The sequence below is a fragment of the Methylophaga pinxianii genome (assembly GCF_020447225.1).
Taxonomy (GTDB): domain Bacteria; phylum Pseudomonadota; class Gammaproteobacteria; order Nitrosococcales; family Methylophagaceae; genus Methylophaga; species Methylophaga pinxianii.
Map to the genome: position 1 here is coordinate 24,907 of NZ_JAJAEO010000186.1, position 13,889 is coordinate 38,795.

Here is a 13,889-nt window from a genome sequence, read left to right on the forward strand (position 1 = left end):
TTCGGCTGTTATTGCAAGCCAAACACTGCGGATAAAACAACATGATTGATAAAATTGTCATCGCTAATCGTGGCGAGATCGCTTTGCGTATTCTTAGAGCCTGTTGGGAATTAGGAATTAAAACCGTTGCGGTCCATTCGGATGTGGATCGAGATTTGAAACATGTACTGCTGGCAGATGAAAGTGTCTGTATCGGCCCTGCCCCTTCTGGCCTTAGCTACCTGAATGTGCCGGCCTTAATCAGTGCGGCAGAAATCACCGATGCGACAGCAATCCATCCTGGTTATGGCTTTTTGTCGGAAAATGCTGATTTTGCTGAACGCGTTGAAGAAAGTGGCTTTATCTTTATCGGTCCTCGTCCAGAAACCATCCGCATGATGGGTGACAAAGTTGAAGCCATTAAAGCGATGAAAGCTGCCGGTGTACCGTGTGTGCCTGGTTCAGACGGCCCTCTTGGAACCGATGATCAAACCAACTTGCGCCTGGCGCGTGAAATTGGCTACCCGATTATCATCAAAGCGGCTGGCGGTGGTGGTGGACGCGGTATGCGTGAAGTTCACAGTGAGGCGCATTTACTGAATGCTATTGCCTTAACCAAAAACGAAGCTAAATCCGCGTTTAGCAATGATATGGTTTATATGGAGAAATTCCTGGAAAACCCGCGTCATATCGAATTCCAGGTGCTGGCTGATGAACATGGCAATGCCATCCACTTGGGTGAACGTGACTGTTCAATGCAACGTCGCCACCAAAAAGTGGTGGAAGAAGCCCCGGCGCCAGGTATAACTAAAGAAATGCGTGATCGTATGGGTAAAGTCTGCGCTGATGCCTGTGTGCGTATTGGTTATCGTGGCGCAGGTACTTTTGAATTTCTCTATCAGGATGGCGAGTTCTATTTTATCGAAATGAATACGCGTATTCAGGTAGAACATCCGGTAACTGAACGTATTACCGGCGTTGATCTGGTCGCTGAGCAGATTCGTATCGCTTCAGGTCAGCCTTTATCTATCAAACAGGAAGATATCGTCATTCGCGGTCATGCGATTGAATGTCGTATTAATGCTGAAGATCCACGTACCTTTATGCCAAGTCCTGGCCTGGTCACGCACTATCATGCTCCGGGCGGTGCCGGTATTCGTATGGATTCACATCTATACAGTGGCTATAAGGTTCCACCTAATTATGACTCGTTGATTGGCAAACTGATCGCCTATGGTAATACCCGTGAATCCGCGATTGCCCGTATGCGTACAGCATTGAAAGAAATCGGTATCGAAGGCATCAAAACCAACGTTGAACTACAACGTGACATTATGGATGACACACACTTTCAAACCGGTGGCACCAATATCCACTATCTTGAAAAGAAACTCGGACTGTAAGTCCGTCTGCTATGGCCTGGATTCAACTCATTTTCACCAGTACCCCGCAACAGGCAGAAGCATTATCTGATGCTCTGTCTGAAAGCGGGGCGGCAGCTGTCACTTTTCAGGACAATGCCGATCAGCCCATTTATGAACCGGCTATCGGTGAAACACCATTATGGTCAGCGACTTCGGTGATTGCCTTATTTGATGCTGAAACCGATACGGACTCTCTTCTTGCATCATTACAATCCCAATTAGCTGATTTACCCGATTGCCGGATTGAAGCCGTGGAAGACAAGGATTGGGAACGGGAGTGGATGGATAACTTTCATCCTATCTGTTTTGGTGAAAAATTATGGATTGTGCCGAGCTGGCATCAACCACCACATCCAGAAGCAGTTAATATTCTGTTGGATCCCGGACTGGCTTTCGGTACCGGCACTCACCCGACAACAGCGTTATGTCTACAATGGCTGGATCAGGCAGACTTAACTGGAAAAACCGTGATTGATTATGGTTGTGGCAGTGGCATCCTGGCCATTGCTGCTGCCTTGCTGGGCGCCGATAAAGTTATCGGTGTGGATACCGATCCGCAGGCACTGGAAGCAACACAGGCCAATGCCCAACGTAATGGTGTCATTATTGAAACCTACCTGCCCCAACACTGCCCGACCATTGAATGTGACCTATTACTGGCAAATATTCTGGCGGGTCCGTTAATGGAGCTGATGCCACGCTTTGTTGAATTAACCAGACCACAAACACAACTGGTGTTATCCGGACTGTTGGATGTACAAGCAGAAACCCTGCGTCAGCATTATCAAACAGCATTTGATATGGAGTCTCCTGTTGTGCTGCAGGAATGGGCTCGTCTAAGCGGTGTTCGTCATGCTTGAAAAACCACTTTCCATCGGACCTTACAGTTTACCGAACAATCTGTTTCTGGCCCCGATGGCCGGTGTCACGGATCGTCCGTTTCGCCAGTTATGTCGTAAACTCGGCGCGGGTATGGCGGTTTCGGAAATGATTACGGCGAATAAAGCATTATGGGCCAGTAAAAAATCATTGCTGCGAGCTAATCATGAAGGTGAACCCGAACCACGCAGTGTGCAGATAGCCGGAGCTGATCCCCAAATGATGGCTGAAGCGGCACGGCATAATGTGGCTGAAGGTGCTCACATTATCGATATCAATATGGGATGTCCGGCGAAAAAAGTTTGTAATGTGATGGCTGGTTCGGCTTTATTACAACACGAAAAACTGGTTGCCGACATTCTTGAAGCGGTGGTTCAAGCGGTTGATGTTCCCGTGACGTTAAAAATTCGCACTGGCTGGGATCGCGATAATCGTAATGGTGTACGTATTGCCCGAATTGCTGAAAATGCCGGTATTCAGGCATTAGCCGTTCATGGCCGTACCCGTGCAGATGCCTATAAAGGTGAAGCAGAATACGACACTATTGCGGAAATCAAATCACGAATTACTATTCCGGTAATTGCCAATGGCGATATTGAAACGCCACAAAAAGCGCTCATGGTATTACATAAAACCGGGGCCGATGGACTGATGATTGGCCGGGCAGCTCAGGGCAACCCCTGGATATTTCAGCAGATACTGCATTTTTTACAAACAGGTGACAATTTACCAGAACCTTCTGTAACAGAAGTGCAACAGATCTTGATTAGTCACCTCAACACGCTGTACGATTTCTACGGTGAGTATTCCGGTGTGCGTATGGCACGCAAACATATCGCTTGGTATAGCAAAGGCTTTCGTAATGGTAACGCCTTTCGCCAACAGATGAATACACTGGAGAAAGCTGAACAACAGCTCGCTTTTACAGATGCTTTTTTTGCGCAACTCGCTGACAAGGATTCACTGGCCGCATGAATAACGCGCTGAACAACGACTTAGCTGATTGTATTGATCTTGGTGTCACCGCCGAACAACAACATGCGCCTTTAAATCAATGTGTTACCAACGCGCTGAAAACATATTTTGAACAACTGGATGGCCACTCCCCTGCCAATCTCTATGAAATGCTGATGACCGAGGTTGAAGTACCTTTGTTACAAGCGGCATTGACACACACTCATGGAAATCAAAGTCGTGCTGCCGAAATTCTGGGCATTAACCGCGGTACCCTGCGAAAAAAACTCAAGCAATACGGCTTGTAATCAAGCCTGAATCTCAATCTGGAATACTGATGAACTCGATTAAACGCGCACTGTTGAGTGTTTCTGACAAAACCGGCATCGTTGAATTTGCCAAACAATTACAAGATCTGAACATTGAATTGCTCTCCACCGGTGGGACCGCTAAATTACTTAGCGAAGCCGGTTTAAAGGTCAAAGAAGTCTCCGAACATACTGGCTTTCCGGAAATGATGGATGGTCGTATCAAAACCCTGCATCCAAAAATTCACGGTGGTCTGTTAGGTCGTCGGGGCAAGGATGACAGTATTATGCAACAGCACGATATTGCGCCGATTGATCTGGTGGTAGTGAATTTATATCCGTTTGAAGCTACCGTGGCACGAGAAGACTGCCCGTTGGAAGATGCCATTGAAAACATCGATATCGGCGGCCCGACCATGTTGCGTGCAGCCGCTAAAAATCATGCAGATGTGACGGTTGTGGTTGATCCGGCCGATTACACTCGAGTGATTGAACAGATTCGTTCGCAGGGTGGAACAGATGATCACACCCGTTTTGATTTGGCGCTGAAAACTTTTGAACATACAGCACATTATGACGGCGCTATTGCCAATTATCTGGGCACTATTCAGGCTGATAAAAGCAAAGCCGCATTTCCGCGCACATTCAATAGTCAGTTCCAGCTTAAACAAGCGATGCGTTATGGTGAAAACCCGCATCAGAAAGCGGCTTTTTATGTTGAAAAGCAGGCTGAAACCGGCTCTATCGGTGCAGCGGTTCAGCTACAAGGCAAAGAATTGTCCTATAACAACATTGCCGATACTGACGCAGCACTGGAATGTGTCAAAGTATTTAATGATAAACCTGCCTGTGTCATCGTCAAACATGCGAATCCCTGTGGTGTCGCCACAGCAGATGACTTACTGACGGCCTATGACTTGGCTTACCAAACGGATCCCACTTCTGCGTTTGGCGGCATCATCGCCTTTAATCGTGAACTGGATGCCAAAACAGCACAAGCCATTATTGATCGTCAGTTTGTTGAAGTGATTATCGCACCCAAAATCAGCGATGCTGCCAAAGCGGTTGTCGCAGGTAAAGCCAATGTTCGTTTGCTGTGCAGTGGTGATTTTCCATCCACCCCTGCCACTGATTTTGATTTCAAACGTGTGACGGGTGGCTTGCTGGTACAAGACCGCGATATCCAGATAGTCACTGAAGCTGAATTAAAAGTGGTCACCAAACTGCACCCGACCAAAGAGCAGCTTGCTGATCTGTTGTTTGCCTGGCGAGTCGCCAAATTTGTCAAATCCAACGCCATTGTCTATGCCAAAAACCAGCAAACCGTCGGTATTGGTGCAGGTCAAATGAGCCGTGTAGTCAGCAGCCGCATTGCAGGTATTAAAGCAAATGACGCTGGTTTGACAGTGCCAGGTGCCGTGATGGCCTCAGATGCATTCTTTCCGTTTCGTGATGGTTTGGATGCCGCCGCTGAAGCCGGAATCAGTGCTGTTATACAACCCGGTGGCTCTATGCGTGATGACGAGGTGATTGCGGCAGCGGATGAGCATGGTATTGCGATGGTCTTCACCGGCATGCGTCATTTCCGCCACTAACGATTGAGTCTGTTGTGGACCGCGCTCAGGCTCTACGTGTATTTCAGGCACATAATCGCGCCCGGATCAGTCGTTTAATAGAACTAGCGCCCCCTAAACATGCGATGTTTTATCGCTTGTTACCTTTGTTATTCCATATTAACCATAAACTTCTGCCGGGCTATATCAATGATGATTGCCCGGCAGGCATTATGGATTATCAGCCGGATAGTGAAGCACTAAACAGTGCGATCAGTCTTAACCGTAATTTCAGCCACCGCCGAAAAGCATTGCGTCGCTATGCCTTACGCGGAATTTATCTGCTTAATCCCCTCGGACAAATTCGTTATCCCCAACCAGCTTGCTTTGATTTATGGCTGGTACATCATGCGACTTTAAAGCCTGAACAGCTCGACTTATTGCACAGCAAAGCAGACTCCATCACCCAATGGGCAGCCAACCTGGGTATCGAGTTGAAAGTTAAACTGTTTGATGAAACACATTGCCGCAACGGCGCAATTCATCCTGCAGAAAGAGAACAATTCTATCTACATGGACTCAGTATCGCTGGAAGTGCCCCACTTTGGTGGCTTATTACCACCGAAGAACACCAGAATTATGCCCAGATTGCCGAACGTTTATTGTCGCAACGCGGTTTAACGCAAATCAGCTTATTGGACTTTGGGTTTGACTCTAGTTATCCAGCAGCAACCCTGTTTGAAGAAGCCTGTCAGGCATTAAAAATGAGTATTCATGGGGATATCTCAGCGCTTCTGGACGTGTTGTTTTTTCAACGTCAGCTGACGCTTTTCCCTGATATTCTTTATTTGTCTGAACGTTACAAACAAAAAATTGAACAAGGTGAAACAGACAGCATGCAGGTCGAACCTGCCAGTCTTAAACTTGCCGAAATAGAACGTTTTGCCCCGACTGATGAACGCCATCTCGCGCGTCAGGCTTATTATGCAATCTGCTCGGAGCGATTATCACAACAGGTTAAACATCCTCAATTTGCCTGGCGGCGTTATAGTCTGCAAACCCTGCAAACCCATTGGAACTGGTCCAAAGATCAATTAACCGCTGAAGATAACCGTTCGAATTGGAACTTCCCACAGCGTCAACATTGGTGGTCAACGCTTATTCCTACCTTACAACAGTTTCTGCTTGAACTACAGCAATTTGCCAGCCAGAATTTCATTAACGATGTCGCTCAACTTACTGATTTACAAAAATTACTTGCTATTCATCTGGACAACACTGCACCGCTTATTGAACAACTGCCACTCGCATTACAAATGACGGATGGTCCCGAACAGCTTTATCTGTATCGCTTTCAGTTTCAGGAAGAAGCCGACTGGAAGCTCAGTACGATACCCCTTACCGATGCCAAACAAGTCGTTCTGAAACAACACCCTTCTCTGGTCTATCTATTGGTCTGGGCGGTACGAAACCATATTCTGACAACACGCAGCTGGCTTCGAGTAGCCGATCAAAAACATCAAATCAATATTAATCTGGTACTCGAACTGACTCAAACCCTATTAAAATCAGCCTTTCCACAGCGTCAATTTGACATTTCGGGCGAATCCCTCAAAAAGCCGGCCAGAGCTGAACAGGTCATGTTATTTGCCAATTTGCAGACCAGGGGGAGCGACACTCAACAAACTGGTGCGGTGCAAATGGCCAGTCTGAATAATGATCCATTGAGTTATACCTCCAGCAGACAAAACCTGGTGAATAGTCTGGATCTATTGATATACAGCAGTTGGGGACAATGGCACCATTACCGTTTTGATGGCACAAATGCAGTGCTCGAAGCGCTTAGCCAAATGCTACACTGGTGTCCCACCACACAGCTGAGCAGCCATCTTAACTGTTGGTGTGCAACTGGTTTTTTTGGTCAGGCGATTAACAACCGTCTACAGCGTTTGTTTGAGGCTGTCTTGACACATTACCAGTACCATTCTCAGCAAGGTCGCTATTTGCTGCAACTGGGGGATCGTCTGGGTCAGTTGCAATGGCATGAAGACGAAATTCACACTAAGTATTTTGCTGCTGAAAAAACACTGCAACAAGCGCTGGCAGAAGAACAAAAAGATTATCTGCCCACTCGTGTCGACAGTTATCTGGATACCGACAATCTGCTGAATACCCTGCTAGCCTATCAACAGCAACAAACCGTGCATTTGTTTGCTCATAGATTGACCGACTCCACACAGCTTTATGTGGTAGATGAGCTTGGCCGACTTCAGCAATTTGCTTATCCGCCATTAACTGAAGCTAACATTCTTGCCCAGATGAAATTGTTTATTCGGAACAGCCTGGCGGACACGGCTTTGCACTGTGAATGTTATCAACTGCTTCGGCAACAACAGCGTTGGCAAATTAACCCGACACAGCCTTCTCGGCCGGAAACGGCAAGCTTCTCGGTTATCTGGCAAATTACCGGGGCCCAGTTGGCACTAAACCTGAAGAACCATACAGTGAAAACCGACCTTGGTGATCCGCAATTAATTTCAATTCTGGCTGAATTATTTTTACATACCACGGGTCATAAACCTGCTTTTTATTTTATTGATAAGTTACAGTTCGTGCCCAAAGCAGCTTATTCCAGTTTGTTTTTCATCAATCGAAAATTCGAATTGGAGCAACAGTTTAACGCGGTAAGGCTTTAGATTTCGCCACAGCTCTTTTATGATGTGGCACCTGACCCACAATAAAGAATGACATATGATTAAAGTAGGCATTGTCGGCGGCACTGGTTATACCGGTGTTGAATTACTCCGGTTACTGGCGGTTCACCCACAAGTCTCTCTGGAGGTCATCACCTCACGAAGCGAGGCAGGTATGCCGGTCAGTGATTTGTACCCCAACCTGCGTGGTCATGTTGATCTTTGCTTTACCGTTCCGGATGATGATGCCTTAGCAGCGTGTGATGTTGTGTTTTTTGCCACACCGCACACTGTCGCGATGGCCAGTGTGCCCGCTTTAATTGATCGGGGTGTTCGGGTTATTGATCTATCTGCGGACTTTCGGCTGAAAGATATTGCTTTATGGGAGAAGTGGTATAACACACCTCATACTTGTCCACAGCTGGCTGACATGGCTGTCTATGGTCTGCCTGAGTTAAATCGTGAAAAAATCCGTCAAGCACAATTAGTTGCCGTCGCCGGCTGTTATCCAACCGCTGTTCAATTGGGTTATCTGCCATTATTGGAAGCAGGACTGATTGATCCACAGCACCTGATTGCCGATGCCAAGTCAGGGACTAGTGGGGCCGGTCGTAAAGCCTCCATCGGTACTCTCCTTACTGAAGCCAGTGAAAACATGAAAGCTTATGCTGTTACCGGGCACCGTCATTTGCCGGAAATTCGTCAAGGCCTCACACAAATGAATGGTGCCGCAGTCGGGCTAACGTTTGTGCCTCATTTGACGCCAATGATCCGCGGCATTCATGCAACACTCTATGGACAACTGCAGAAAGAAACCGATTTACAAAGCTTATTTGAGCAACGTTTTGCTGATGAGCCTTTTGTAGATGTTATGCCCGCTGGTTCTCATCCTGAAACACGCAGTGTTCGGGGGGCCAATGTTTGCAGAATTGCCGTACACCAACCTGAAAATGCTGATACTGTTGTCGTTTTATCGGTTATCGATAATTTGGTCAAAGGGGCCTCGGGACAGGCGATACAAAATATGAATATCATGTTTGGCCTTGATGAACGTTTAGGCATTAATCACATTGCGACGCTTCCCTGATGACCTCGCCACTGGATAATTACGTTATTCAACCTAAGCGTCCTCGGCGTTTTATCTTTTGGATCACCTTCGCTGTGATCGTTACAGGCCTGCTTCAATGGTACTGGTTTAATCATGACAGTGGTGAAAAGTCACGTTTGTTGGATCAAAACAAACTCATGACTGAACAAATTGCCTCGTTGAAAACGCAGCTTATGCAACAAACCGAAGCCTCACAAAATATGCAGCAAGTCCAGGCGATGCATCAGGCCACTGTGCAGCAATTACAAAATCGACTCGAGCAGCTGCAAAAGAAAGTGATTGAGCTGGATAAAGAACTGCTTTTTTATCAAAACATCACTCAAGGCAACAGCACCAGTGAATTGCAAATACGTGATTTACAGATCCGTCCGGACCCAGAAAATACCGCTCAGTTGCGCTATCGTTTGGCAATCACTCAAGGTAAAAATCTCAGTGAGCCCATCACCGGTGAGGTCATTATTAAATTACAGGAGACGGAAGGTGAAGGCGACAAAGCAAAAGTCACTGATCTGAATGTCACGGAGCATCCGCTTAACCTTCGTCATGTGCAAGTTATTGAGGGCGTATTTAACATGAGCGAATTAAAAACACCCCAGCAAATCAGCGTCAGTTTGCGCCAGAAAGACAAAACTCTTGTTTCACGCACCTTTGATTGGCAAACAGATCCGCCTATCGACCAATGAGGTAAATCATGTTCAGCAGTAAAAAACAAAAGCGTCGTAAAGCCGCCCGCATAGACACACTAATTGGGGAAAACACCCATATAAAAGGGGATATTCATTTCAGCGGTGGATTACGTATTGATGGCGTTATTACCGGTAATATCACAGCGGATGAAGGTGAACCGGCTTTGCTGACCTTAAGCGAAAAAGGCCGCATAGAAGGCGAGGTTCGGGTGCCGTTTCAACTTATTAACGGTGATGTAAAAGGCAACCTGTATGCTAATGAACACATTGAACTTGCTGATAAAGCACGTATCAATGGCAACGTTTTTTATAAGTTTTTAGAGATGGCTATGGGCAGTGAAGTGAATGGCCAATTGATTCATGTTGGTGAAGCAGAAGAGTCAAGCCTGAATCTTGATCATCCGCAATCTGATCCCAACTTAAATCTTGAACAACAATCTTAGCGTCTGTTTATCTTTTATCGCTGCGCTTTGTTGTGGTTGGGATTGATTTATCACCCCGCCGTTTGAAATGGACTTAATGTAAATAACGACACCGCATCATTTCCGCCTTGTTGGACGAAAAAAACAGCCTTCAACAGCGAGGCGATGAAAGATAAATAAGCTCTAATACTTGACTAATTTAGTCAGAATTGGATAATAAATGAACAATCTTATATATACGGAGTAAATCATGACGAGCGAAATGCCAAGTCCAGTTCTGTTTACCGATTCGGCTGCAGCAAAAGTCAGTGAACTCATTGCTGAAGAAGGTAATGATCAACTTAAGCTGCGTGTATTTATCACGGGCGGTGGTTGCTCCGGATTCCAGTATGGCTTTACCTTTGAAGAGGAAGTCAGCGAAGGCGATACCGAAGTTGAAAAGTCGGGTGTGACATTATTAATCGATCCAGCCAGTTATCAATACTTGGTAGGTGCCGAAATTGACTATACCGATGGAGTTGAGGGTTCACAATTTGTGATTCGTAATCCAAATGCCACTACAACATGTGGCTGTGGTTCTTCCTTCTCGCCTTAAGCTTCCTGAAATTAGCGAATTGAAGCCACTATACCGTGATGCGGTATAGTGGTTTTTTTATGCTTGTTGAAATGGTTCACTGTCGACGGGCAAACTGATAAGAGTTAATTAGGGAAATCCAACAGCATGATATCCAAATGGCAATGGTTACTTTCGCAACTCACTCGTACTCTATGGGTTCGCGCTTCATTTTTTGCTTTGCTGGCCGTTGTGACCGCACTGATTGCTATCCCAGCCCAACACATGATCGAAAATCCGTTCCCATTCAGTGTCGGCTCGGACTCGGTTGGACAGATCCTGAATATCCTGGCCTCCAGTATGTTGGCGGTGACGACCTTTTCATTAAGTGTGATGGTAGCCGCTTACACAGCGGCAAGCAGCAGTGTGACACCTCGGGCAACCAAACTGGTTCAGCAAGATACAACTACTCAGAATGTTCTAGCCACCTTTATTGGTTCTTTTTTATATAGTCTGGTCGGCATTGTGGCGCTAAGCACCGATCAATATGGTGAAAATGGGCGTTTGATTTTATTTGTCGTGACCATTGGAGTGATCGTATTGATTGTTATCACTATATTGCGATGGATTGAGCATTTATCCCAACTGGGTCGGGTAGGTGAAACCACTGAGCGCGTCGAAAATGCAGCCGCGAATACTATTACTCAGCGCATCAAACATCCCACTCTAGGAGCGAAAAGACTTACTGATAAAGAAAACGTTCCCGCACATGCTCAGGCTATTTTCGCGAAAAGCATTGGTTATGTCCGACATATTGATGTTGGTGCCCTTAATGAATATGCCAAACAACATAATACTGAAATTGCCGTCTTGGCTTTACCGGGTGAGTTTATTCATCCTGCCAAACCGATTGCCTGGATAGCAGCAGAGCTGAATGATGAGATGATTGCTTCAATTTGTTCAGCTATCACATTAGGCAATGAACGTTCTTTTGATCAGGATCCTCGTTTTGGTTTAGCTGTTTTGGCAGAAATTGCCTCTAGAGCACTTTCTCCAGCCATCAACGATCCCGGTACGGCAATCGATGTCATCAACCGGGGACTGCGAATTTTAATCCCCTGGAAAGATTACAAATATACCGCTGACGATGAGCAAATAATCTATCCGAATGTGTTGTTGCCGGAATTAAATTTAGGTGATTTGTTCGATGATATTTTTATGCCCATCGAGCGTGATGGCACCAATATGATTGAGGTGCAACTTCGCTTACAAAAAGCACTGGCTTCATTAGTCAAAATTGCACCTGAAATATTCAGTCAGGAAGTTTCACGTCATTTACAGTTGATGAAGCAACGTACTGATCAGGCAGCTTTGATCAAAGCTGATAAACAACGGCTGCAGCACATTTATGATGAACACATTAAGGCTTACTAGAGCCTGTTGACTACAAAATTGAAATAACTTTTCTACTTTCGTTAACTTTACCTTAACTTAGATCATGTATATTATGAATGAACGTTCATTCATAAAAAGTAATCTATGTCTCCAGCCAAGCCCTCCGCGGATAAACGTGAAGCCATTTTTGCTGCCACTTTAAAATTGTTGGCTACCTTTGGGTTTCATGGTTTTTCTATCAAACAGCTCGCAGAAGAAGCAGGAGTAGCGACTGGGACAATTTATCTTTACTTTAAAGATCGTGATGATCTTATTCGTGAATTGAATACCCAAATTATTGATGATTTCATTAAAGCAACGCTTGATGGCCACGATCCCCAGCTGCCACTCAAACAACAATACCGACGTATGTGCTGCAATCTCTGGCATTTTTGTATTGAAAATCCTTGCATCACACATAGCAAAGCACAATTTGATCACCTTCCCCCCGATATCTTGCGTAGCCAGCGTCGGCATGCCTGGGATGGACTGCAACCGCTAAAACATCTATTCGAAACAGGTCGTAACTCAAATCAAATTAAGAACCTATCTGACGACATTTTAATCAGTTTAAGTTTTGAACCTTATTTGTTTCTGGCTCGTCAACATTTGCTAGACCTTATCAAAGTCGATAACGAAAAATTAACACATATTATTGATGCGAGTTGGGACGCCATTGCCCGATCAACCTTCAATGACGGAAAAAATAATCAGGAGTAACACATGCCGCGCCATTTTTTAACTTATAAGACACTGATGTGGGTCAGCATATTAGCGTTCAGCATAACGGCATGCCAATCCGGCAAAGATGATGCTCAGCAGGACAATACCCCTCCCCCACCTCCTAAAGTGGATGTAGTGACACTCATTCCCCAAACAGTATCCGTGACTACTGCTTTACCAGCTCGAACCGTCGCTTTTCGGCAGGCAGAAGTCCGTCCCCAGGTGAGTGGGATTATTGAAAAACGTTTATTTGAAGAAGGCGCGGACGTCACCGCCGGTCAACAACTTTATCAAATTGATGAGGCGCCATTTCAAGCTGCTTTACAAATGGCTAAAGCCGAATTAGCCCGTGCCAAAGCGAATATTCAATCGACTAAGGCTCGTGCTGATCGTTTTAAAGGGCTAATCGATAACAAAGCCATCAGTCAGCAAGATTATGATGATGCTTTAGCAACCTATCTACAGGCTCAAGCAGAAGTGGCGGTTGCCGAGGCCAATATTAAAACAGCTGAAATAAATTTACGGTATACCAAAGTAAACGCACCGATTGATGGTCGTATTGGTCGCTCAAATATTACTGAAGGGGCTTTGGTAACTGCACAGCAAGAGACGGCGCTAGCCACCATTACCCAGATTGATCCTATTTATGTTGATATTTCTCAGGCATCTAAAGAAGTACTCAGATTACGTCGGCAATTAATGTCCGGCAAAATCTCTGACGGACAAGCAGGTCAAGTTACCTTAAAACTGGAAGATGGATCGACCTATCAGCATCCAGGTGAGCTGCAATTCTCAGAGGTAAATGTCAATGGAGATACTGGCAGTCTGGTCATGAGAGCGAAATTCCCCAATCCGGAGGGTCTGCTTTTACCGGGTATGTACGTCAAAACAGAAATTAATGAAGGAAAAATGCAGGATTCCATCTTGGTTCCGCATAAAGCGGTGATGTTTTCACGTGAAGGCACTGCCAATGTCATGATCGTGAATAGTGACAATAAAGTTGAGCAGCGCCAGATTGAAGTAAAACAATCGATTGGTCACAACTGGTTGGTTTACGAAGGCTTGTCGGGGGGAGAAAAAGTTATTGTAGAAGGTTTACAGAAGGTGAGTGTGGATGCACCGGTAGAAATCGAAGTTGATACTGAGTCTACCAGCCTGGAAACTAAGGAGTAA

Annotated in this window: 13 protein-coding genes; all 13 read left to right on the forward strand. The window is 45.7% G+C overall.

The window, feature by feature from the left end; all coding sequences use genetic code 11:
- Nucleotides 1-41 precede the first annotated feature (41 nt).
- The 13 genes from accC (at nucleotide 42) to LGT40_RS13925 (ending at nucleotide 13,889) form a co-directional block, all read left to right on the forward strand.
- A complete protein-coding gene (gene accC, locus LGT40_RS13865) occupies nucleotides 42-1,382 on the forward strand; it encodes an acetyl-CoA carboxylase biotin carboxylase subunit (RefSeq protein WP_226070864.1) in 1,341 nt (446 codons plus the stop codon).
- A gap of 11 nt (nucleotides 1,383-1,393) precedes the next feature.
- The gene (gene prmA / locus LGT40_RS13870) at nucleotides 1,394-2,263 is read left to right on the forward strand and encodes a 50S ribosomal protein L11 methyltransferase (protein ID WP_226070866.1); all 870 of its coding nucleotides are present in this window, start codon (nucleotides 1,394-1,396) and stop codon (nucleotides 2,261-2,263) included.
- The gene (gene dusB / locus LGT40_RS13875) at nucleotides 2,256-3,257 is read left to right on the forward strand and encodes a tRNA dihydrouridine synthase DusB (RefSeq protein WP_226070868.1); all 1,002 of its coding nucleotides are present in this window, start codon (nucleotides 2,256-2,258) and stop codon (nucleotides 3,255-3,257) included. The genes prmA and dusB overlap by 8 nt, the downstream gene beginning before the upstream one ends.
- Nucleotides 3,254-3,544, forward strand: coding sequence for a DNA-binding transcriptional regulator Fis (gene fis, locus LGT40_RS13880; protein ID WP_226070870.1), 291 nt, complete (start codon nucleotides 3,254-3,256; stop codon nucleotides 3,542-3,544). The genes dusB and fis overlap by 4 nt, the downstream gene beginning before the upstream one ends.
- Before the next feature lie 29 nt (nucleotides 3,545-3,573).
- Nucleotides 3,574-5,139, forward strand: coding sequence for a bifunctional phosphoribosylaminoimidazolecarboxamide formyltransferase/IMP cyclohydrolase (gene purH / locus LGT40_RS13885; protein WP_226070871.1), 1,566 nt, complete (start codon nucleotides 3,574-3,576; stop codon nucleotides 5,137-5,139).
- A 14-nt stretch (nucleotides 5,140-5,153) separates the two neighbouring features.
- Nucleotides 5,154-7,793, forward strand: a complete 2,640-nt coding sequence (locus tag LGT40_RS13890) for a class I adenylate cyclase domain-containing protein (protein ID WP_226070872.1) — start codon at nucleotides 5,154-5,156, stop codon at nucleotides 7,791-7,793.
- A gap of 55 nt (nucleotides 7,794-7,848) precedes the next feature.
- Entirely contained in the window at nucleotides 7,849-8,877 is a 1,029-nt protein-coding gene (gene argC / locus LGT40_RS13895) for an N-acetyl-gamma-glutamyl-phosphate reductase (RefSeq protein ID WP_226070873.1), read from the forward strand.
- A complete protein-coding gene (locus tag LGT40_RS13900; protein ID WP_226070875.1) occupies nucleotides 8,877-9,581 on the forward strand; it encodes a DUF6776 family protein in 705 nt (234 codons plus the stop codon). Before argC ends, LGT40_RS13900 begins: the two co-directional genes overlap by 1 nt.
- 8 nt (nucleotides 9,582-9,589) lie before the next feature.
- Complete coding sequence (locus LGT40_RS13905; RefSeq protein ID WP_226070877.1) at nucleotides 9,590-10,027, forward strand: bactofilin family protein; 438 nt, start codon at nucleotides 9,590-9,592, stop codon at nucleotides 10,025-10,027.
- A 229-nt stretch (nucleotides 10,028-10,256) separates the two neighbouring features.
- Nucleotides 10,257-10,601 (forward strand): iron-sulfur cluster insertion protein ErpA, encoded by a 345-nt coding sequence (gene erpA, locus LGT40_RS13910; protein WP_069294759.1) that lies wholly within the window; start codon nucleotides 10,257-10,259, stop codon nucleotides 10,599-10,601.
- A gap of 126 nt (nucleotides 10,602-10,727) precedes the next feature.
- Nucleotides 10,728-11,993 (forward strand): DUF2254 domain-containing protein, encoded by a 1,266-nt coding sequence (locus LGT40_RS13915; RefSeq protein WP_226070879.1) that lies wholly within the window; start codon nucleotides 10,728-10,730, stop codon nucleotides 11,991-11,993.
- Between the two features lie 105 nt (nucleotides 11,994-12,098).
- A complete protein-coding gene (locus LGT40_RS13920; RefSeq protein ID WP_226070881.1) occupies nucleotides 12,099-12,713 on the forward strand; it encodes a TetR/AcrR family transcriptional regulator in 615 nt (204 codons plus the stop codon).
- Nucleotides 12,714-12,716: 3 nt separating this feature from the next.
- Nucleotides 12,717-13,889, forward strand: coding sequence for an efflux RND transporter periplasmic adaptor subunit (locus tag LGT40_RS13925; RefSeq protein ID WP_226070883.1), 1,173 nt, complete (start codon nucleotides 12,717-12,719; stop codon nucleotides 13,887-13,889).

Bases quoted from the DNA above. Each gene is read 5' to 3' on its own strand.
- fis (WP_226070870.1), top strand. From the start codon at position 3,254: ATGAATAACGCGCTGAACAACGACTTAGCTGATTGTATTGATCTTGGT.
- LGT40_RS13920 (WP_226070881.1), top strand. From the start codon at position 12,099: ATGTCTCCAGCCAAGCCCTCCGCGGATAAACGTGAAGCCATTTTTGCT.
- accC (WP_226070864.1), top strand. From the start codon at position 42: ATGATTGATAAAATTGTCATCGCTAATCGTGGCGAGATCGCTTTGCGT.
- purH (WP_226070871.1), top strand. From the start codon at position 3,574: ATGAACTCGATTAAACGCGCACTGTTGAGTGTTTCTGACAAAACCGGC.
- prmA (WP_226070866.1), top strand. From the start codon at position 1,394: ATGGCCTGGATTCAACTCATTTTCACCAGTACCCCGCAACAGGCAGAA.
- dusB (WP_226070868.1), top strand. From the start codon at position 2,256: ATGCTTGAAAAACCACTTTCCATCGGACCTTACAGTTTACCGAACAAT.
- erpA (WP_069294759.1), top strand. From the start codon at position 10,257: ATGACGAGCGAAATGCCAAGTCCAGTTCTGTTTACCGATTCGGCTGCA.
- argC (WP_226070873.1), top strand. From the start codon at position 7,849: ATGATTAAAGTAGGCATTGTCGGCGGCACTGGTTATACCGGTGTTGAA.
- LGT40_RS13915 (WP_226070879.1), top strand. From the start codon at position 10,728: ATGATATCCAAATGGCAATGGTTACTTTCGCAACTCACTCGTACTCTA.
- LGT40_RS13900 (WP_226070875.1), top strand. From the start codon at position 8,877: ATGACCTCGCCACTGGATAATTACGTTATTCAACCTAAGCGTCCTCGG.
- LGT40_RS13905 (WP_226070877.1), top strand. From the start codon at position 9,590: ATGTTCAGCAGTAAAAAACAAAAGCGTCGTAAAGCCGCCCGCATAGAC.
- LGT40_RS13925 (WP_226070883.1), top strand. From the start codon at position 12,717: ATGCCGCGCCATTTTTTAACTTATAAGACACTGATGTGGGTCAGCATA.